The sequence below is a fragment of the Flavobacterium ovatum genome (assembly GCF_040703125.1).
Lineage (GTDB): Bacteria > Bacteroidota > Bacteroidia > Flavobacteriales > Flavobacteriaceae > Flavobacterium > Flavobacterium ovatum.
On the sequence record NZ_CP160035.1, the window covers coordinates 3,805,467 to 3,826,850 of the forward strand.

At 34.3% G+C, this 21,384-nt stretch carries 12 protein-coding genes; 2 read left to right on the forward strand and 10 right to left on the reverse strand.

The window, feature by feature from the left end; translation table 11 throughout:
- Window positions 1-22: 22 nt before the first annotated feature.
- The gene (locus ABZP37_RS15750) at window positions 23-2,836 is read right to left on the reverse strand and encodes a PQQ-binding-like beta-propeller repeat protein (RefSeq protein WP_366184050.1); all 2,814 of its coding nucleotides are present in this window, start codon (window positions 2,834-2,836) and stop codon (window positions 23-25) included.
- Between the two features lie 789 nt (window positions 2,837-3,625).
- On the opposite strand from ABZP37_RS15750, the gene ABZP37_RS15755 reads away from it, so the two are divergent.
- Window positions 3,626-4,252: a hypothetical protein gene (locus ABZP37_RS15755; protein ID WP_366184051.1), complete on the forward strand. Its 627-nt coding sequence runs from the start codon at window positions 3,626-3,628 to the stop codon at window positions 4,250-4,252.
- Between the two features lie 44 nt (window positions 4,253-4,296).
- On the forward strand, window positions 4,297-5,349 hold the full coding sequence (locus tag ABZP37_RS15760) for an XRE family transcriptional regulator (protein ID WP_366184052.1): 1,053 nt from the start codon (window positions 4,297-4,299) through the stop codon (window positions 5,347-5,349).
- 187 nt (window positions 5,350-5,536) lie between these two features.
- Here ABZP37_RS15760 and ABZP37_RS15765 read toward each other — a convergent pair whose 3' ends face one another.
- The 9 genes from ABZP37_RS15765 to ABZP37_RS15805 form a co-directional block, all read right to left on the reverse strand.
- Window positions 5,537-6,307, reverse strand: coding sequence for a DUF2971 domain-containing protein (locus tag ABZP37_RS15765; RefSeq protein ID WP_366184053.1), 771 nt, complete (start codon window positions 6,305-6,307; stop codon window positions 5,537-5,539).
- 404 nt (window positions 6,308-6,711) lie between these two features.
- Complete coding sequence (locus ABZP37_RS15770; RefSeq protein WP_366184054.1) at window positions 6,712-9,282, reverse strand: hypothetical protein; 2,571 nt, start codon at window positions 9,280-9,282, stop codon at window positions 6,712-6,714.
- A gap of 172 nt (window positions 9,283-9,454) precedes the next feature.
- Window positions 9,455-11,569 (reverse strand): glycosyl hydrolase 115 family protein, encoded by a 2,115-nt coding sequence (locus ABZP37_RS15775; RefSeq protein ID WP_366184055.1) that lies wholly within the window; start codon window positions 11,567-11,569, stop codon window positions 9,455-9,457.
- A 62-nt stretch (window positions 11,570-11,631) separates the two neighbouring features.
- Complete coding sequence (locus ABZP37_RS15780; RefSeq protein ID WP_366184056.1) at window positions 11,632-13,023, reverse strand: sulfatase-like hydrolase/transferase; 1,392 nt, start codon at window positions 13,021-13,023, stop codon at window positions 11,632-11,634.
- Between the two features lie 72 nt (window positions 13,024-13,095).
- Window positions 13,096-14,481 (reverse strand): sulfatase-like hydrolase/transferase, encoded by a 1,386-nt coding sequence (locus ABZP37_RS15785; protein ID WP_366184057.1) that lies wholly within the window; start codon window positions 14,479-14,481, stop codon window positions 13,096-13,098.
- A 7-nt stretch (window positions 14,482-14,488) separates the two neighbouring features.
- A complete protein-coding gene (locus ABZP37_RS15790; protein ID WP_366184058.1) occupies window positions 14,489-16,951 on the reverse strand; it encodes a glycoside hydrolase family 2 TIM barrel-domain containing protein in 2,463 nt (820 codons plus the stop codon).
- 434 nt (window positions 16,952-17,385) lie between these two features.
- Window positions 17,386-19,074: a glycoside hydrolase family protein gene (locus tag ABZP37_RS15795; protein WP_366184059.1), complete on the reverse strand. Its 1,689-nt coding sequence runs from the start codon at window positions 19,072-19,074 to the stop codon at window positions 17,386-17,388.
- A gap of 672 nt (window positions 19,075-19,746) precedes the next feature.
- Entirely contained in the window at window positions 19,747-19,902 is a 156-nt protein-coding gene (locus ABZP37_RS15800; RefSeq protein WP_366184060.1) for a hypothetical protein, read from the reverse strand.
- A 650-nt stretch (window positions 19,903-20,552) separates the two neighbouring features.
- Window positions 20,553-21,080: a hypothetical protein gene (locus ABZP37_RS15805; RefSeq protein ID WP_366184061.1), complete on the reverse strand. Its 528-nt coding sequence runs from the start codon at window positions 21,078-21,080 to the stop codon at window positions 20,553-20,555.
- Window positions 21,081-21,384 lie beyond the last annotated feature (304 nt).

A 21,384-nucleotide genomic window follows, 5' to 3' on the forward strand; every position in this document is an offset into this window, starting at 1 on the left:
AGTTTGTCAGTATGTTTTTTATTTAAAATGTTGCTTCTAATTCTACATCCAAGAAGCGGAAACTACCCAATTCCACTTTTATATCTAAAGTTCCGTTTTTGGTTTCCCATTTTTCGCCATTCAATATATCGGTTATTTTCACGGGTTTGATTCCGTTGAAAGTTAGATTTGCTAAACGATCTTGTGGATTAATGTACCCACTGTCGATTATCGTTAGTCGTAAATGTTTTGGTGCTGTTTGAGCAACAACCCATGCCACTTCTCCAGAAACCGTAATTGGTAACAATTTTGCACTGTCTTGAATGTCTTTTTCTACTACTTTATAATAGTCATTCGCAGCCATTTTTTGTTTTCCATCTGATGAAATATAATCTTTTCCATCGGTTATATACTCCTTTAAAATGTTTTTATAGAAAGGATGCATGTGGTCGGTCATTTTTCCTCTTGGCGCATTTTTTTGTGCAAGAGCGCCTTCTTGTGGAGGTACAATCAAAACCATGCCGTTTTTATAAGGAGCTAAAAAGTTCAAATGCCTGTCGGTTACTCCTGCAGCATATCTTGAAAAATCCCAAGGCGCAACTTGTGCTCCAGGCCAGCTCCCATTCATTCTACTAAAAACGGCTGGATTTTTTTCTTCGAAAGTTTTATCAAAATAGGTGGTATATTTTACACTACTACCCTCGTGTAAAAAGTGTTCGTTTGGTTCTGTCATGCCTAAATGTACTGGCGAAAAACTCAAAATCTCATTGCTTTTTGGCACATACAAAGCGCCTTTGGCAACCATATCCCAAAGCACACTCATATAATCTTGGTCAATAGGAAAATTATCCAAATAAGTTGTTCCATATGACAAATGGTAAATCAACATTCGCAAATAATGATTGGGAACAGTTTGAAAAGAATGTTCTCTCTGACGGTCAAAACTCGTATTATCTCTTACTGCACGTGCTCCCCAACTGTTGGTGGCACCACTTGTCCACATTCCTAATCGGCCAGAAATACTCAATTCCATGGTTTTATCTGTGGTTTCTTCCATTGCTGGTACAAAGACATCTGCAAACTCGCCAGAAAGCAAAGGAGCCCATTCTTTTTGATAAATTGTTCCTAACCAATAGACATTTTTAGAACGAATGAATAAATTCGTGTTTTTTCCTTGCGCGTATTTCGCCAAAGGATAAATCAAATTATTCAAAGCGTATTGAAAATCTTTGCTGTGGTCTTCTAATTCGGGATAAATCAGTACGGTCTTTTTTCCTTTTGCTAAATCAATTAATTTCTTGGTCGTTTCTGGAGCAAAAAAGTAAGGATCGTTTCCATGACCACCCCAAGTAGCAAGACCTGGACTGTTTTCGTATTCTTTGGCAAAAATAGAAAGTACTTCCCCTTGTGTTAATGTATATTTTTTACGTCGGTCTCTTTTGTCTCTGTAACTAGCGTTTGAAATCGTATCTCTTTTCCAACTTTCGGGAGATTGCACGTTGGTCATGTGTTTCGACGATAAAAACACAGGACTGGCATAATTTGCTTTTACATTATCCGAAACCGATTTGGCTATTGGCGTTTTAAACGATTCAGACATAAAATAAACGGGCTCTGGTTTTCTCTCCCAAGCAAGCGGTTTGAACTTTTTTACTTGTTCGCCTAGTAGTTCTCTATTTTTTAGAATAGTTGCAATTTTCCCTGTCGGATTCAATTTTTCGTATTCTTTTTTCCAACTCTCCTCTTCGGTATTGATGATATGAATGCAACTCCCACCACTTTGACTACTTGCCAAAATGATTTTACCAGTGGTCTGGTCTTTCCACATATCATTAAATGATTGTTTAGATACTAAAACCTCTGGTTTTTTCATGTCTAAATTTTGATTGACAAGAAAAATTCTATCGGCAGCCAATATAAAATACTGTGCGTTTTTGCCAGTTCCTATTTTCTCACCTTGCACGACTAAATAGCCCGTTGGAATTCCTTTGAGTTTTATCGAATTGGTTTTTCCTGTTTCTGGACTGTAAATCCCGAAACTAGCATCGTTGGTATGCGCTGAGTTTCCAAGCAAAATTTCTTTTTTTCCGTTTTCATCCATATCGATTACACGACATTCCCCCACTGGTCTTGGAATTGTTATTTTATCCTTTCGAAAAGGCAAATCTTCCAAAGCTTTGAACAAATACATCGATCCTGATGAACTCATGTGATTGTTGACACCGATAATCGCTAAAACTTCTGTTCCATCGGCTTGCGGAATCACACGTATAAAATTTGGGGTATGCGTTCCGTTTGGTGGTGGCGTTCCCTCTGATTTTCCGAAATTCTTTTCTTGTGAATACGTACTCGATTTGAGTTCTTTGATTTGTTTTCCAACCGCATTTAGGTAATAAATACTTTTATCAAATCCGCCGCAAACCACATAAGGCTGCTTGTCTTTTTTGATGACGCAAACTGCATACATCGGCGTATCGTCTTTTTTGAATTGCCACAATATTTTTCCATCACTGTTTAGGCAATATAGTGTTCCATCAGCATTCGCTACCAGGATTTCATCTTTTCCATCGGCAGTCAAATCTTGACACCAGATGTCTTGATTTAGAAAACCAGACAAGGCATTTTTCCACAAAATTTTACCATCATAGGAAACTCCCATAACTGTTCCTTCATAACTACTAGCAACAATAAATGATTCTTTTTTGTTGAGTGCCGTGCGTACTTTGGTGATGGTGTAGCCAGTTTCTATGCTGAAAACTGCTTTGGGAGGAGCACTAGAAAATTCTTTTGCGTTTAAGGAAGACCCTTGTAAAACCCCTACTAACACTAGTAAAAAAAGAGCGTAATTGATTTTCATTGATTCGGAAAATTTGGTTAATGGTATAATAATATTAGAATCAAATATAATTAGTTTAAAATAAGGTTATGTATGTATCCGTTTTTTAAATGTCTTTGTCGGTAATTGTATTAATGACAAAAAAAGGGACTGTCCCGAAGAATAATTCCTTTCAAAATAATCAAATTTTGAAAAATAGTTTTAGTATTTATAATGTATTAGAGTACTTTTTAGTTATTAGTAATTCTTATCCTCTAAAACTACAACCCCAAATAAAAGTAGCAAATAAATCGAAAATCAGAAAGTGTCAATGCTGTAATACGGGCAATTTACACACCATTCTACTGTTTGACCAACGAGCACCACCTGCTTGGTATCTTGGCGGTAGCCAAAATCACCTGCCTGCAAAAACTAGTTTTATGGGTAGGGCACGTATGTAATGATGTGAAGGAAAACACAATAAAACCAGCCTAATTTAAGGCTCAAAAAAAGAGGACGTTTTGTCCTCCTAAATTACCTAAACTTGTTTATCGATATCCCCATAGTGGCGGAAGTAGAGCGGTGAGCCTGTCCTGAGCGATAACTGAAGGGTTTAACCGCGGTTTCATTAGTACGTATGTTCGTTATCGCTCGGCTGTTGGCTTTTCAAGCCCAACGAAACCATTACTGTTGTGTGATGGTTTTTTATTTACTCCTATTTATAAAGCTTTAACTATATTTTTACATATTTATTTAAAAATTATATATTAAAAGTTACATATTCGTTTAAAAATTATATATTTGTAATCTAATTAAACAACCTTAATTATTATGATTTCAAATTTCACTAACCAAAACCAAGTTTTCATTAAAAGAAGAACTGCTAAAGATTCTGAATGTCAAATCGATTTACATAAAGAATTACCTCTTATATTTAAAGCGTTTAAAATTGCTTCTTCTGCTTTTGAAAAAGAAGTTTCTCAAACTCCAATTGAGGCTAGGGGAAGAGGTTTTGAAGCTTCATTATTAAACTCTAAAATGATTCATAGTATTCAAACTACTTTTCCAAACAATTGGAAATATGGAAAATATAAAAGATTTATTTTGCGTGTAAATAAATATTCTATTCTTTTTAAGAAGTTGGATAATAAAAATATGCCAATGAATATAAATACTAATTTTTCAAAAGCTATTTCAAATCAATTTACAATGTCGTTATTTGATGAAGGAACAACATCTATAGACCCTATTTTATTTTTTGGATATAAAAAAGATAGATTAGGTAATATAGCAGAGCCAAAACTAATTTATATTGACGACAATACTTTACAATGGGTAATAACAGAAGAAAACGTAGATTTATTTTCAACTAATAAAATAATTCCTGTTGAAACTATTGAAAAAGTAAAGCCAAAAATCAAGATTATTTCTCCGCTTAAGAAAGCTGGAAATCAATAATTTTTATTTAAGAATCTATTTATTAAGAATTTAAAAACTTTTTTATGAGTTTTAATTATCGACAATTAATTTTTGCAAGAGAATATAGAGGATTGACACAATCTGAATTAGCTTCAAATATTGTTGGTCTTTCACAATCAAATTTATCTAAATATGAAAAAGGATTTGGATTACTTGCAGATGAAATGGTTTTAAAAATAATTAAATTTTTGGGGTTTCCTGAAAGTTGGTTACAACATAATATTTCTAATTTGCCTGAAAATGCACATTATAGAAAACGTACAACGATTACAAAAAAAGTAAAAACGGAAATTGAATACAGCATTCGATTGATAGGCTATTTAGTTGACCAAATGTCAGATTCTATTGAATGGCCTGAATTTCGTTTGACACCTCTTAATATTGAGGAAGGTTATACTCCCGAAACAATAGCTAAAAGCACAAGAAAAATTTTAAAAATTACTCCAAATGAGCCGTTAAAGTCAATTTTCACATTATTCGAAAATTTTGGTGTAATTGTAATTGAATTTGAGATAACAGAAAAATTTGATGGTGTCTCTTTTATTACAGATAAAGGAAATCCTGTAATAGTAATAAATAAATCATTTAGTAACGATAGAAAAAGATTTACTCTAGCTCACGAATTGGGTCATTTAATGATGCACGATTTTCCAATTCCTGATAAAAGGAATGTTGAAAAAATTAAAGAAGATGAAGCAAATAGATTTGCTTCAGAATTTTTAATGCCTGCTGAATTTATTAAAAACTCATTGTTCAATTTGAGATTGTCAAGTTTAGGTCAACTAAAAAGTTACTGGCTTACTTCTATGGCTTCTTTAATCAGAAGAGCAAGAGATTTAAATTGTATTAATGAGGATAAGTATATTTATTTATCTATTGAGTTAAGTAGGGACGGTAAAAGGAAAAATGAAGATGGTTTTGTTTATATTGATGAACCTTCACTTTTTATTGAAGCATATAAGTTGCATAAAAATGAACTTGAATATTCTGATGTAGATTTAAGTAATGCTTTTAGTATTCCTGTCGATGTCATTGAAAGATTTTGTAAAACATCTCGATTGAGAATTATAAAATAAATTTTAGATTCTCTTTAACCAGAATCTTGAGCGAAACTATCACACAACGTGTTTGTATATGATTAGTGGCGTGTTTCAGTACCTAATTTAGCAAATTAGAACCGAATAGAAAATCAGCAATGATTTTCGTAAGCAAGCTAAAACCAGCCATTAATTATACACGGTGTTTTGCAACGTACTTCATTCATTATAAATCATTTACTAACAATCGAAATTCCTCAATCTTATATAATCCAGATTGAATTATTTTTTTGTCAAATCCCCAATTTCGTGTAATCTCTTTTTTTATTTCGTAATCAGTCTTTTTCATTCTTGGGTCAAAAACAATTTCATCAATCAAGTCAATTGGGTCAATGTCAAACTTAAATACATTACCGTTTGCTAATGGGTCTTGATTTCCGTTATACATCAGACGTACTTCATTTTCGTGCCTGAAAGCCCATCTTTTAAAATAGAAAGTTGATGCTTGTCCTTTTCCACTTTGGTCATATAATTTTCCGCTCATTCTATCTCTGTCAGACAACATTTCCACCAATTTCTTTTTTCCTTGGTATTGTACTTTTCCTATAAATGATTTTAAATTGTATTCGTTTCCATTCATTTTATGATGAACTCCACCTAATTGAAAAAGTGGTTCAAATAGTTTTCGCATTGTAGTTTTTACTTTTACTCCATCTTTATCAGGTGAGTAAATTCTCCACATTGCATCACTTTCTTTCGTTCTTGACCAACATTGACCATAGAAACTGTTTCTACTTTCAATATTAAATTCCATTCCGTTTGGGAAAATACCAGTAGCATTTAATATAAAATTTTCAAATGGGTCTTCCCAAAGGTTTGGTTTGACTAATGCTAATTTTCTTTCTTCAAAAAGTTCTCTTAATCTACTAAAACTAAAAATTCGATAAACGCTTTTGTCAAGTTCTTCGTCTGTTAGAAATATTAAATTATCATTCATTCTGGTCGGTTTCTGGGTATGTTGCACAACTTGTATATATGTCTGATATCGTCAGACATATCTCCCCGAATACGGGTGTATATGTCTGACAAACGTCAGTCATTATTTATTAGGCCAATATATAGATAATTCTTTACAAATCATCAGAAGCACTTTTAATATATAACAAGCTTTTTATGATAAAATAAAAGTCTGTTTTGGGTGGTTTTGCTTGAGGGGAAGTTCCGAAGGGTCGGAAGAAAAGCCCACAAACACGTGCAGCGATAGCGGAAGTTGTTGAGGAGAGTAATGTCCCGAAGCTTCGGGATTACGGAGGGGCACGCCCAAAGGATTCTATTTATAAAAATTCTGCTTTTCATAAAATCAAAAAAGCCGATAGTTTATGATAAACTATCGGCTTCAAATTATTTAGTTAGTATTCCTTTGGCAAAACCACTACCGTGGCAGGAACTCCAAAAAGTATTTTCATCGTAGGGGTCAAATTCAAAACCTGTCATTTTATCAACTTGGCCTAAACCATAATTGTATTTTGTCCAATTTTGTCCGTTGTCGTTAGAAATATAAATACCACTATTTATTTCTTTTATAACTTTGGATGGCGCTACCACAACTGCGATCGTTTTTGAATTTAATGGTGAAACTTTGACCATTTTGATATGTGGCATATCAAAAATTTTCTCCCAGGTTTTCCCTTCATTAGCGCTTCTATACACTCCACCTTCGTTAATTGCGGCTTGACCTTCACCACAAGCGATGTAAATGATTCCGTTTTTATCAACTTCGACAAAATTGATGCTTTTTATTTCATTTGGTATTTTCACCTTTTCCCAAGATTCGCCATCGTTGGGACTTCTATACAAACCACCAACCGACTTTTCGAAACTTCTACCCAAGGCTGCGAATATGTTTTTATAATTATTGTCATAGGTCATTTGATTAACATTTGGACGATCTGGTAAACCTGTATTATTTATTTTCCAAGTTTTACCGCCATCGGTACTTAAATGAATACCAAAATCGGTAAAATCGGTCATTCTTAAATAACCATTAGGCATCCAGTGGCTGGTGTGCCAACCTCTTTGTATGTGCGACGGTACGGTAAACAACATTCGGTTTGAATCTTTTTTATCGATAATGTGACTGAATAAAAACAGTACTCCATTTGGATTGAATTTTACCATCGGTTTCTCAGAAACGGTAAACCAAGTTTTACCTGCATCTGTTGACTTTCTTAAAGCTCCTGCGTGGTTTTGCCTATTCGGTAAAATGTAATAGGTATTGGCGTCATTTGGGTCAATTGATATTTCTGGAGCACTAGTCGCTCGATGGTCTTTCTCGGTCAACTCTTGTGTTTGTCCTTCGATTTGCTCTAAAGCTACAGCCCCTTTATAAGCTTTATCACCATCAGTTGTTGTTCTCCAAATTCCGTGTTCTTCAGAGGCGAATAGGTATTGTCCTTTCATTCCTGTTTTTACATTCAAACCAAATCCAGGTAAATTACTATTTCCGCGTCCAACCCAATGATTACTTCCCGGACTAGTTTCGATATCATCTCTTTGTTGCCAAGTTGTTCCGTTATCAACACTTATAAATAATTGCTGATCATAAACGGTGAACACCTCCCCTTTTCCATTTATTTGTAAATCTCTATACGCCTTTGAACTTCCGTAGGTGTTTGCTGCAGCTTCTAAATGTGAAAAACTCATGTTACCTCCTGACGGATTATTGCGAGTATCCCAATAGGCTTTATCGACGTTTTTCTTCCAATAATCTCCTGCTCGAGCAGAAACAATCCATGATTTTCCTCCATCTTCTGTTTTCATTAATTCCGCAGGTCCAAAACTAATGTCGTGTTTTAAGTTATTTGAAACATAAACGATATCTGGATTTAACGGATTTACCGCCAAACGATTGTAAACAGGCATAGTGGCAGTAGGAAGCTCCGGATATTGCGCTTGTACTTCTTTGGCAGAATTTCCAAACCAATAAGCAATCGTCTTATAATAAAAGCTCTTTGAAGAATAATCAGTGATTTTACTCATATCAAAAGCTAAATTCCCAGTCATGGACGTCCATTTTTCTCCGTTGTCTAGGGATTTGTAAACTCCACCCTCGGTTTTTATACTTTTTCCAGCACCTTCATAATGTGTTTGCATCAGTAAAAACAACCTGAAATCATTCTTCGTTTTATTATAATAACTTTGTAAATCTCTCCCATCATTATACGGTAAACCTGTCTTCTTTTCTTGCCAAGAAAGACCTTTATCTTTTGAAGTGTAAAAACCAAAATTGGTTAGAACATACAATTTATTGGAATCCCTAGGATCAATAATAATTCTTAATACATCTAAATCTTTAGAGATATTGTCCATGATTTTTGTCCAAGTTTTTCCAGCATCAGTGGTTTTGTATATATAACCGTATTCGGTATTTCTATATTTAGTTCCATTTGGTTCTTTCAAACTTCTATGTACCCCTTTAATTTTCCAATGCTGGCCTGTTCCTATATACCAAGTTTTTTCATCTTTTGGGTCTAAAGCTAAAGCGCCGAATTTTTTCTTAGTAGGGAAATTTTCTATTTCTTCCCAACTTCTACCTCTATTATGGGTGGTGAAAATAGTCCCTACATTTCCAATCATAATTCCATAGTCAGGGTTCTTAGGAGAGAAATCAGTTCTAAAAGGTTTTATTTCACTTCCTAATCCATCAAAATCGTTCAAAGTTGTCCAAGAATCTCCTTTGTTCCAAGTTCCATAACCATTACCCATGTCATAACTCAAAAACATGACGTTACTATCGTAGGGATGAATGTTTAAATCTTCACTGTAACCCGATGTTCCTGGCCCAATAACAGTCCATTTTAGTTTAGGATCACTTTTGACTTTTTCGGTTTGTAAGGTTTTGAAATAGGTACTGTTTTGAGCAAATCCTATTATTTGAAATAAGACTGCAATTAATAAAAATGTTTTTTTCATTGATAGATAATAGATTAATTTTATAATTATAAAAAGTCAATTGGCCTTCTTTACCCAAACAATCTTTTTTTTAATAGCCTTCACCAAAAGGCATTGATTTGACGGACCATTTTTACAACAAAGCTTTAGACTACAACATGCCTTATTTTAAATAGATAGTACACTAATACCTTTACTCTGCATCTTGCATAAAAATTAGCTCCTTCTGGTATTCACTTTCGAAAAATGGCTGGTATTTATACTGTATACCAGGAGTTTTTGAATTGCGATTCATATATTCAAGGTTAAAAAATTTAAGGTCTTTTACATGTGAAATATAATTTTCTAAAACTTCCACAATGCGGTAGGTTAAGGCTGTTTCATCCCAACGGTACCAATCTTTAAATTTACCCGAACCATTTTGTTCTATCCTCTTTTCTATTTCTACGGCTTTTTTGGCATGCTCCAAAGCGGCATAAGCAGCTAATTGACTTTGGTGATAATCTTTGTTTGCATAGTAGTTTAATGACTTTGAAAAATCAGCAGCCATTGCTGTTAAATTGTACATTTTTTCTGTTGGAAGCGCCATGTCAATAGTATAAAAATTTAATTTACTTCCTGTTAATTCCCCTTTAGCATCCAACGTACGTTGAACCGAAACAGCCCATTTATCTGTAGCTGAATCGTAGAGTTTAGCATAAGCCTCCATAGCAAAATTCATTTTCGATTTAAAATCTTTCAACTTTAGATACTCCTTTTTGCCATCGCCAGGAAACTCTTTATCAAAAAATTTATCGTCCATTTCTTTTTGATATGCCATGTTTAATAATCGTTCAACATAATAAAAATACCACTCATCACCTGGTTTACGTTCTGGATCTCCCAAATCAAACTGATTCGAAAAAAAGTCTTTGTAGGTTTGACTGATTGAAGCGGAATTTGTATTGTACATTTTCTTTGCATACCAATCAAAGTAATAATCGCCTGTTGCCTGATTTTTATACGAATCAAAATCATTCATATAATTGACCATTTGCTGCACACCAAATATTTTTTCTTTAAAATTTCCAACATTTAGCACAATCATATCGGTTAAATTATGGCTGACGGCTTTCGCCATTTCGCGATGTAACACATTAGGATGAATGGTGTTGATACGTAAATGTGTTCTGCGGTTATGATAGGATACGTGTTGGTACACCCCTTTCATTAGCGTACATGCATCAGCTGCTTCCCACGTCCCGTCTGGAAAGGTACCATAGCCTTGGTCTGCAAAAAGTATCATGGTGTTTTTTGGATATTTAATCAACCCTTGACGAAACATGCCCCCAAGTTCGCCCCATAAATATCCACAAACCAATGGTTCTTGATTTCCTGTAATTTCACGAATGAGGTCGTACTGCGTTTGAATCACTTCGTTTACAATTTTAGCTTTATCATTTATAGAGCTTTTATTGGACATACTAGGGTCATCATCCCAAAAAGCACGGTCGAGTAAACCTCTGAAATTTAAAGTCCAAATTACGTTTTTACCTTTTTGTCGCTCGATAGCATCCCTCCAAAATTTAACAAAATGCTCCTTTTGGGTAGACCATGAATAAGGAATGCCTTTGGGCCAAAAAAGTGGAATACTTCCAACAGGTTCTGCATGATGTTGCGCAATATACAATCCCATGTCTGAAGCTAGTTTAAGATGCGGTTCATCTGACAATATCAAAGTAGATGGAATTACCCCTGTCATTTTAAGTCGTAACATGGTTTCGTAAAACTTCTCCATGAATTCAAGATTGAAACCATATTGCAATTTTTCCATTTGAAAACCGACAATTAAATCCTCATCATTTACAAAAAACACACGATGTTTAAAAGTGTACGGTTTTGAACTAATTTTTCCCGTTTTAATTTGAATTGAGTTAGCGATCTCTGGAACTAAATCTGTAAAATAAACATAAGGATCTATTCCTAAATAATCTTCGGAAAAAGTATAGATGGCGTGTATCAATCCAAGTTCATCTGAACCATTGAATATGATTTTATTCTCTAAAATTTCAATCTGATACTTATCAAAACCCACCATATCCTTATTGATATTCAACTCAATATTGATGAGCTTTTTATATGATTTTGTAGTGCCAAATTTCAGATTAAAATCACTTTGCAAAGCCTTTGTAGCATAGCTCACCGCTTTTGAATTGCTATTATCTTGTACAGAAATATTATTATAAATTTCTATATTTTTGGCCATTATTCCATTCGCCCAAAGGAGAATGGTAAGGAAGGCAATTGTATTTCTTAATCGTAATTTCATTCTATTTCTTATTTAGAAAAAAAGCCTTCTGCTCATAGAATACAAACAAAAGGCAATTTTTATTATTTAACCGTTTTTAATAATTCATAGTATTTTGGATCCCATGCAATTGGGGTTTTCATGTCTTTGAACCATTTAGCAAACTCAGTTTTAAAACTCTTTTCGATTTCGGGATGTTGCTTGATTACGTCTTTGGATTCTGTAGGGTCAGTATCCAAATCATACAACATTGGTGGCCCAACATCCATCATTTGAACCAATTTCCATTTGCCACTACGAACCGCCCATGAGGGTGGTGCATCGTCTTTTTTGTATGGAAAATCAGTTGCTGGTCTCGCATCGGCTCCTGGCACGTGCGAACCTGCCCAGAACAAATATGGATGTACCACTTGAGTCTCTTTTTTATTAAAAACAGGCAACAAATTGGCACCGTCAAGTTGGTCTTTTTTTGAAGGTTTAATCCCTGCAGCCGCTAAACTTGTCGGTAAAATATCTAAAGACGAAATCATTTCGTTGCGAACTTGTCCTGCCTTAATCATTTTAGGCCAACGCATCATGTATTGCACATGGTACCCACCTTCCCATTGTTCTCTTTTAAAACCGTTCCATGGGGCATTGCTGCCTTTGTACCAATACGACAAACCGCCATTATCACTCAAAAAGTAAATTAAAGTATTGTCTTCTAAGTTTTTTTCTTTTAAATAATCTAATAATTTACCAACGCTATCGTCCAATGCTGATAGCATTCCTAACATAGCTTTATCTCCTTTTCCAGCAGATTCGAATTTATCGATATACTCTTTTGGTGCTTGATTTGGACCATGAACGGCATTATATGCGAGATACATAAAAAACGGTTTATCTTTTGCCGCTCCTATAAAATCAATGGCTTCATTGGTAAATTGAAACGTTAAGTAATCGTGTTTCAATACTTTTGTCTTTCCATCAAACAAAATGGGAGAATTGAAATAATCGGTTTGTGCACTATTAAAACCGTAATATTTATCAAACCCACGATCAATAGGATGCTGTCCCGGAAGCTTGTCACCAATATGCCATTTTCCGATAGCAGCAGTAGTATAGCCCGCTTCTTTAAAATAAGTTCCCATAACTTTTTCTGATGCGGGAACACCTGGCCCTCTTTGGCTATCAAAATTAGCATACGAACCAAAACGCTGTTGGTAACGCCCCGTAAGCAATCCCGAGCGCGAAGGCCCACAAACCGATGCAGTCACATAAGCGTTGGTAAACTGTGCTCCCTCCTTCCCGATTCTATCGATATTGGGTGTTTTGATTCTATTGGCGTCTTGTCCGTAAATTCCAGTTGTTGCATATCCTAAATCGTCTGCCACGATGACTATGATATTCGGCTTTTTCTCTTGTGCAAAAGCAGAATGCCCTATAAAAATAAGGCATCCAATTATGGTTTTGAATATAAGATTTGATTTTTTCACGTATCCGTTTTATTTCATTTTTACTAGAACTGTATAACTTTTGCCGAAAGGCATTTCGTCGTAATTCTAAAACTATTTAACTGTTTTCAGTTGCTCATAATAGGCCTTATCCCAAGTAATAGGTGTTGCCATATCTTTGTACCAAAAAGCAAAATCTTTGGACATTTTTTTGGCAATAGCGGTATTTTGACTGATAACGTCTTTAGTTTCTGCTGGATCTTCTTCCAAATTGTATAACATTGGTTCTCCTTCGGCCATCATTTGCACTAGTTTCCATTTGCCACTACAAACAGCCCATGAAGGCGGTGCATTGTCTTTTTCGAAATCTTCATCCATCTTCGCACCTTCCTCACGGGGTACGTGTGAACCGGCCCAAAACAGTGATTCGTGTACCACTTGTTTTTTAGGTTGATTGAAAACGGGTAATAAATTGGCACCGTCTAACTTATACGATTTTGAATTATCGATTCCGGCTGCAGCCATACTTGTAGTCAATACATCCAAAGACGAAGTCAACTCTTGTCGTACTTGACCTGCTTTTATTTTTGCTGGCCAGCGCATCATAAACTGTACGTGGCAACCACCTTCCCATTGTTCTCTTTTGAAACCTCGCCAAGGCGCATTACTACCTTTCCACCAAGTTGGCAAACCTCCGTTATCACTCATAAAGAAGATCAAGGTGTTTTCTTCCAAACCTTTATTTTTCAATTCGTCCAAAAGTTTTCCAACGCTATCATCCAAAGCGGCAACCATAGCTGCTTTTACTTGATCTGATTTTGACAAATGCTTGAATTTAGCCATATAATCATCTGGAGCTTGATTTGGTCCGTGTACTGCATTGTAGGCCAAGTACATGAAGAATGGTTTTTTCTTAGCTGAATCTATAAAACTAATCGCTTCATTAGTAAATTGAAAAGTCAAATAATCGTGTTTTTTTACTTTTTCATTTCCATCGAATAAAATAGGAGAGTTGAAATAGTCCGTTTGCGCACTATTAAAACCATAATATTTATCAAAACCACGATCCAACGGATGCTGTCCAGGTAATTTGACACCTACGTGCCATTTTCCAATCGCAGCTGTTGTATATCCTGCCTTTTTGAAATAATAACCCATCACTTTTTCAGAGGCTGGAACGGCAGATCCTTTCTGCGTATCGGTATTGGCATAGACTCCAAAACGCTCTTGGTACCTGCCCGTAAGCAAGCCCGAACGCGAAGGTCCGCATACAGATGCGGTCACGTAGGCATTGGTAAACTTAGCTCCACCGCTGGCAATTTTATCAATGTTCGGCGTTTTTACGTGTGTTCCATCACTTCCAAAAGCTCCTGTTGTAGCGTAGCCTAAATCATCGGCTACGATGACAATGATATTTGGTCGCTTCTCTTGTGCCATCAATGACTGTCCAATTAAAAGACAGCCAAAGATTGCAACTTGTATTTTGGTACTTATTTTCATTAGAGAATTACTTAGTTTCAATAGTTACTTCCGCACTTTTTAATGATTTTGAAGTCGCCTTCAATGTAATTTTACCACTTGATTTTGAAGATTTCAAAATAGCTAAACACATACCGCTAAATGCTTTACGTTTTGGTTCAATAAAAGATTCTAAACTAATTTGATTACCGTTATCTACACCAACTAATGTTCCAACTCCGTTAACGGAGAAGTTTACTAAATTATCGGCATCAGGCACTAGATTTCCGTCTTTGTCTTGAATTTTAACCGTTACATAAGCCAAATCTTGACCATCAGCAGTTATTTTTGAACGATCAACAGACAAACTGATTTTAGCTGGTTTTCCTGCTGTTCTAATCACTTCTTCGTTTACTGCTTTCCCGTTTTTATAACCAACTACTTTAATTGTTCCTGGCTCGTAAGGTACATTCCATGACAAACGGTATTTGGATTGAAAAGTTTTTGGTTCGTATCGAATAAAATTCACTTTAATCTCGGTCAAATCTTTTCCTTTTACTTTTCGACCCATTGATTTACCGTTTACAAAAAGTTCGGCTTCATCAACATTGGTATAGCAATACACCGGAATTTCTTTTCCTTCCATTCCTTTCCAATTCCAATGTGGCAATAAGTGAATCATCGGTTTTGTTGACCAATGACTTTGGTACAAAAAGAATCTGTCTTTTGGGAAACCAGCTAAATCTACTGCTCCAAAATAAGAACTGTGTGATGGCCAATCACCATTCCAATGTCCGTTGGTTGAATTATCTCTTCCTCCATAAGGTGTTGGTTCGCCTAAATAGTCAAAACCTGTCCAAATAAATTCTCCCATTACGAATGGGTTTTCTTCTTGAAAATGAAATTCAATATCTGGTGGATAAGCCCATGAAGGTCCAATTATATCGTAACTAGTTACATGTTTTGAGGCATGTTTTTCATATTTTTCAATAGGCAAATGGTAAATACCTCTACTACTTGTACAGCTTGAAGTTTCAGAACCATAAAACGGTAATTCAGGATAATTGGAACGAATTTCAGAATATTTACTTGGCTTGTAATTTACACCAGCAATGTCTACTTGTTGTGCAAAGTTATTGTCATATGGATTTGAATAATTATTCATACCCATCGTTGTTGGACGTGAAGGATCAACCTCTTTGCAGTAATCATTTAACATTTTAGCGACTTTCCAACCGTTCTTTTTATCACCTTGTTCTAATATTTCATTTCCGGTGCTCCACATAACAATTGAGGGATGATTTCTATCTCTTCTAATCATATCTTTCAAATCACGCTCTGCCCATTCATCAAAAAACATACTATATCCGTTTTCTACTTTTGGCATTTTCCACATATCAAATGATTCGTCAAGAACCAATAATCCTAACTCATCACACACCTCTAAAAACTCTGTTGAAGGTGGATTATGACTTGTACGGATAGCGTTAGTTCCCATATCTTTCATCATTTGTAACTTACGTTGATCGGCTCTTTTGTACACAGCTCCACCTAATGAACCATTGTCATGGTGCAAACACACTCCATTAAAACGTACTTTTTTATTATTTAAGAAAAACCCATCTTTTGTAAAAGCGATTGATCTTAATCCAATTTTAGTTTCGTAGGTATCTACTACTTTTCCATTTTGAGTAATGGTTGTAACCGTTTTATACAAATTTGGAGTTTCTGTATCCCATCGTTCCGGCTTTAGAATAAAACTATACAAAGCGGAAACTTTTGAAGAATTAGGTGCAATTTCAATCGTTTCATCAACTGTTGAAACTGATTTTCCAGCTGGTGAAAAATATTCGTGTTTTACAACTACCGAAACTTTTTTATTTTCTTTATTTACCACAGTCGTTTCATTTTGAACTACCGCTTTTTCTGCAGTTACCGTTGGCGTGGTAATATAACTTCCCCAATGACCAACATGTACCGTTTCATCAATTTTCATCCAAACCGAACGGTACAATCCTGCTCCTGGATACCAACGTGAAGCTAAATCTTGCGGACGTAAACGAACAGCAATTGTATTATCTGACCCATCATATTTTAGGTATTTCGAAATATCAAATTCAAAACCGATATAACCGAAAGGTCTATTTCCAACCAACTGACCGTTTACCCAAACGTGCGCATCGTACATAGCGCCTTCAAATTCAATTCGCACTACTTTTCCTTTCGCGTCTTGTGGCATTTTGAAGTTTTTACGGTACCATCCTGTTCCTGTAACAGGTAATCCACCAGTACGCGCATTGTGTTTAAAATCGAATGGACCTTCGATTGCCCAATCGTGTGGCAAACTTAAATTACGCCATTTGGAATCATTAAAATTTCCTTGCTCGGCACCATCGGCCTCTGCATTAAAAAATTTCCATGAATCATTAAAATTGATTTCTTGTGCTTGTGCTTTGGTCAGGCCACAACAAACAACTGTCATAAAGCAGACCGCTAAAAATAGTTTTTTCATCTTGAATTCCTTCAATTATGGGTTGTATAATAATTCACAAATCTAATAGATTGACTAATTGATTATTCGAACATATGTTTTTTATACTAACATAAATGGGCAAAGTGGCCAAAACCAAGCTGTTTTCAATAAAAACAAGCAGTACTATTTAATGTTTGTAATATAATTAAACTACGTATAAGTACCTACTACAATATAATGCCGTAGTTTGAAAATACATAAAAACATCTAATAAATTGATTCTAGTCTATTAACTTGAATAGACATATATATGACATTACGCCATTTAAATTTTCGACCTACTTATTCCATTCAGCCAACTACAATAAAAAAAACTAATCTTCAAATAAATACAGTGATCTAAATGAAGATTAGCCTTTAAACTATTCCTAAAAAAAATAGTAATTATTTTCTACTGAAAAATATATTTGAACTTATCGGATAACTATATTCCCTTCCAGTACAGAAGAATTTTGTCCTTCTTGTACAATAGTAACTCTTACTCTAGCTGTTTCTTCGCGCTCACAGAATTTCTTCGCATTAAATACAAGCCTAGTTTTTGCAAATGGAGCTAACGCTGGAACGACATCTTTTGCCAATTCGTTCCATTTTCCATTTTGATAAAATTCTATTTTAATTTTTGAAGTAATTGATAAAACTTGCCCAAAATTTTGTACTTCCATTTCTATTTTTAAGGCATTTTTACTTATTACATTCAAAACAGGATATTTTGCAGAAAGTGCTTGCATATTGTAATCCAACCAAGGTAGTCGAGCATATCCAAAAAGCAATTTCCCTTTTTTTGTTTTCCCTAATAATTTTGCGGCAAAATCAGCATCAGTAAGTCCATTTCCTTTAGTACTAAAGGTGATCATTAAATCTTTACCTGATTTTTCGGTTTTTTCAACCTTACTACCTCTTCCATAATTCACTTCATCTGATCCTCCAAAAATCAACGACTTCAAGTCAATGTCTTTGTGAGGATTAAAATTATCCTCAGCTTGCACTAAAACTTCTATGTTTTGTGTAGCAGGTCCTATCTTATCTTTATTCAAAATTGTCAGTAATCGACCAACAGTGACTGGAATTCCAATATTTTTCGAACTATGATTATCGTTGCCTTTATCTTCTTTCTTAATCGTATCGGCAACAGCAAAGTTAACTTGATAGGCACGACCGTATTTGTCTTGTAATACTTTCATTCGTTCAAATTTGTACCAACCTTCTACTTTTCCATTTTCATATTTGGCAATTCCTGGCATATAAGCTTCACCGGTATCCTCTTTCCAGTTAATTCCGTCTTTGGATCGCAAATAATAAGCAATACGTCCTAACCAGTCGTTTACTACCATATGATATTGGATATTGGTTCTCCAAACTACTGGGTCCTCATAATTTCCTGGATAGGGTGGATAAACACTCTTTTCGCTAACTTGTTGATAAGGTGGTAAACCCGTTTGGCTAAACCAAGTCTCTCCACCTCTACCAACCATCAAATAAGAACCATCTTCTCGTTGAGCATAAGTAAGATTGGTAATATGATCAAAAACAGGACGTTCCCGTTGATCATAAGTTAATATATTGTATTGCCATGGACCATTTATGGATGGAGCCAAATAATATCCACCATTTACAGATATAAAGTACCGACCATCTTTTAGTTCATGAATTTCAGGATTATGTCCTTTTCCAATCACATCTGAGACTTTGAATGGACCAAGGGAATTTTCTGAAATTGCATGTACAACTTCTGAATTTGGCCACTCCATATGTCCTTTAGCAGAATCTTCTCTCCAGCGGCATAAAAACTGATGGTATTTTCCATCAGTATCTTTTATAATATTACCACCCCAATACGACCAAGTAGCATCTTCAATACCGTTATCAATATATCTAGGTTTTACAGCTTTTGTACCCCAAGTAGTTGAAGTTAATTTTCCATTTGCTGGCATAGGTAAAAATAGATCCATAAACCGGCCACCAAAAACCAAACCTTTCCAATGTTCTGGCTTAGATCGCTCTACATCTTGAGCAATCATTGACAAATTAGAAAGAAAAACAATAAAAAATAAAAGTAATATTAATTGTTGTTTTTGTAAAATTGACTGTCTTTTATAGTTCATTGTACTGTTTTTTTTATTATTTGCCTAAAAATACTTGTTGTTTATGTTTTTTTAAATCTCATCTGTTTTATTTATATAAGGCCTTTCTTTTAATAAAACGTCACTAATCATAAAATAAATAAATTAACTTCCGCATTAAAAAATTTCCATGAATCATTAAAGTTGATTTCCTGTGCTTGTAGTTTGGTCAAGCCACAACAAATAATTATCATAAGGCAGACCGTTAAAAATAGTTTCTTCATCTTGAATTCCTTCAAATTATAGGTTGAATAATAATTTATAAATCTAAACGCTTACCTTAGTTTTAATTCTAACATATGTTTTTAATACTAAAACAAATGTGTAATCCTTGCGAATACTTTGTTTTTGGAGCAAAATTAATCCCAATAAGGGACTGCTTTATAGAACATTCAATTTAAACATCTTATTAATAATTATTTTGACTATTAATTACAGTGCAATCATTATAAGTTAATAAACATTTATATTATCGCTTAAATCACCATAAAATTGTAGCATCCTTTTTTAAATTAAAGTTACATACACTTTCTCCATTTTTTAAAATTTCTAAAATTGAATCTAAGGCTAGACAATTTAATACATCATATAAAACCGAAGACCTACCCAGAACAACACTTCTTTTTGTGTTATTTTTGGACTCTCCATTTTTTTTTAAAAATCTTCTGTATAGGGTAAGGTAACTTTTGACCCATCTACAGCAAGTAATCTAAATCCTTTAAATGATTTAATTGGGGTATTATTCTCAATATAAGTATTCTCTACAGTGACTTCCGATAAGTGGTTAAAAACTTCTGGATTAATTTTCATTCTTTATGGTACAAAAGCACTTTTTGGAATCTGTTTTGGAATTTAAAAATTCAACAAAATTGTCAATTTCTATAACCAACTTTTCTTAACCAAATTGAACATAAAAAGCAACATTTGACCAAATGGTTGTTTGCCTTTTCGGGTAAAATCTGTTTCATTATTTCTGTATCTCAAAATTATTTCTTTACTAAAATGACTTCTTTCAATTTCTCCATTACAAAAAGAGAGTTTTTTCTTGTTACTGGCACGCGGTGTATTTACCTATAAACAGATGGAAATCACCACTTACACACAAGTTTTATCCGAATTAAATTACTCATTTTAAACACATTAAAACCTTACATTAATGACATTACGCAGGAACTAGCAGGGAAATTAATAGGGAGGAAATATAAATAACCGCGTTGCAAACGCTACGCTTTTTGGTTATAATTTAAGTAGGTACTCGACGCAGTCACACACCAGATTTGAGGATAAACGAGTACTAGTTGAGACCCCAATTTTTTGGCTGAACATGAACATTATTGAGAAACGGTAATTCCTCTAAAGCCTTGTATATTGAGTAACTGCGGTTAGCAGTTCGGTTGTTTGTAATTTATGTCTATTCCAATTTTCGATTTAGTTCGGTTATACACTTCTTTTTTTATTCATCATTCGGTTTCAATGTTTTGTATTATATACTTTGGAAGTGATAATTCATTTTTAATCTTTTCAGTCCATTTATCATATGTGTCAAAATAAGTGCTATTTAGAATATTATTAAAAAAAAGGAAATTGTCAAAGTATTTAAGTTCTACTACAAGCTTTGGTTCAAGTTTTATTTTATTTAAAGCAGTATTATTGATTTTAGTTATTTGACCATTTAATATTTCGTCGATACTTAATTTAACGTCTTTATATTCTCTAAAATAAATAATAATTTTCCGAAGTTTAAGAGTTTCAAATGATGCCATTGCACAAGAACTTTTAAAGTCTGATGGTGGTGATGAAATTAAAGCATATGATTGAATTTCATATGGTAATTTGTCTAAAACATTTTTCAAAGATTTATCTTTATATTTCTTAAGCTTTACAATAAATTCACTTTTCAGATTAGCTAATGTATCTGATTTAATTTGAGAATTCATTTTTAAATAAATTATTAAAAATAGAATGAGAATTATATATGATTTATTCATTTTAATTGTTTTTAGAAACTTTTAAAATTCCTCTCCGGCGCGTGCAACTGACCGTCAACTACCAAATATAAGCAAGTTTATGCATTTTTAGAAAATAAAAAAAACAATTACCGCTGTTATTTCTGTCTTTTCTAAATATCTTTTATACCCAAAAAACGTCCTTATGTAGCTGCGTTAGGGATAGTCCCGAAGCGTCGGGGGAAAGCCCGAAAACTAGTGTAGCGGTAGCGGAACTAATTGAGGACTTGCAACGGATAGACCGCCACCAAAAAATAAGGCTATGCGCAAACGGCATTACCCTTAT

Excerpts from the sequence above, each read along its gene's own strand:
- ABZP37_RS15750 (WP_366184050.1), bottom strand. The coding sequence starts at position 2,836 with ATGAAAATCAATTACGCTCTTTTTTTACTAGTGTTAGTAGGGGTTTTA.
- ABZP37_RS15755 (WP_366184051.1), top strand. The coding sequence starts at position 3,626 with ATGATTTCAAATTTCACTAACCAAAACCAAGTTTTCATTAAAAGAAGA.
- ABZP37_RS15760 (WP_366184052.1), top strand. The coding sequence starts at position 4,297 with ATGAGTTTTAATTATCGACAATTAATTTTTGCAAGAGAATATAGAGGA.
- ABZP37_RS15765 (WP_366184053.1), bottom strand. The coding sequence starts at position 6,307 with ATGAATGATAATTTAATATTTCTAACAGACGAAGAACTTGACAAAAGC.
- ABZP37_RS15770 (WP_366184054.1), bottom strand. The coding sequence starts at position 9,282 with ATGAAAAAAACATTTTTATTAATTGCAGTCTTATTTCAAATAATAGGA.
- ABZP37_RS15775 (WP_366184055.1), bottom strand. The coding sequence starts at position 11,569 with ATGAAATTACGATTAAGAAATACAATTGCCTTCCTTACCATTCTCCTT.
- ABZP37_RS15785 (WP_366184057.1), bottom strand. The coding sequence starts at position 14,481 with ATGAAAATAAGTACCAAAATACAAGTTGCAATCTTTGGCTGTCTTTTA.
- ABZP37_RS15790 (WP_366184058.1), bottom strand. The coding sequence starts at position 16,951 with ATGAAAAAACTATTTTTAGCGGTCTGCTTTATGACAGTTGTTTGTTGT.
- ABZP37_RS15795 (WP_366184059.1), bottom strand. The coding sequence starts at position 19,074 with ATGAACTATAAAAGACAGTCAATTTTACAAAAACAACAATTAATATTA.
- ABZP37_RS15800 (WP_366184060.1), bottom strand. The coding sequence starts at position 19,902 with ATGAAAATTAATCCAGAAGTTTTTAACCACTTATCGGAAGTCACTGTA.
- ABZP37_RS15805 (WP_366184061.1), bottom strand. The coding sequence starts at position 21,080 with ATGAATAAATCATATATAATTCTCATTCTATTTTTAATAATTTATTTA.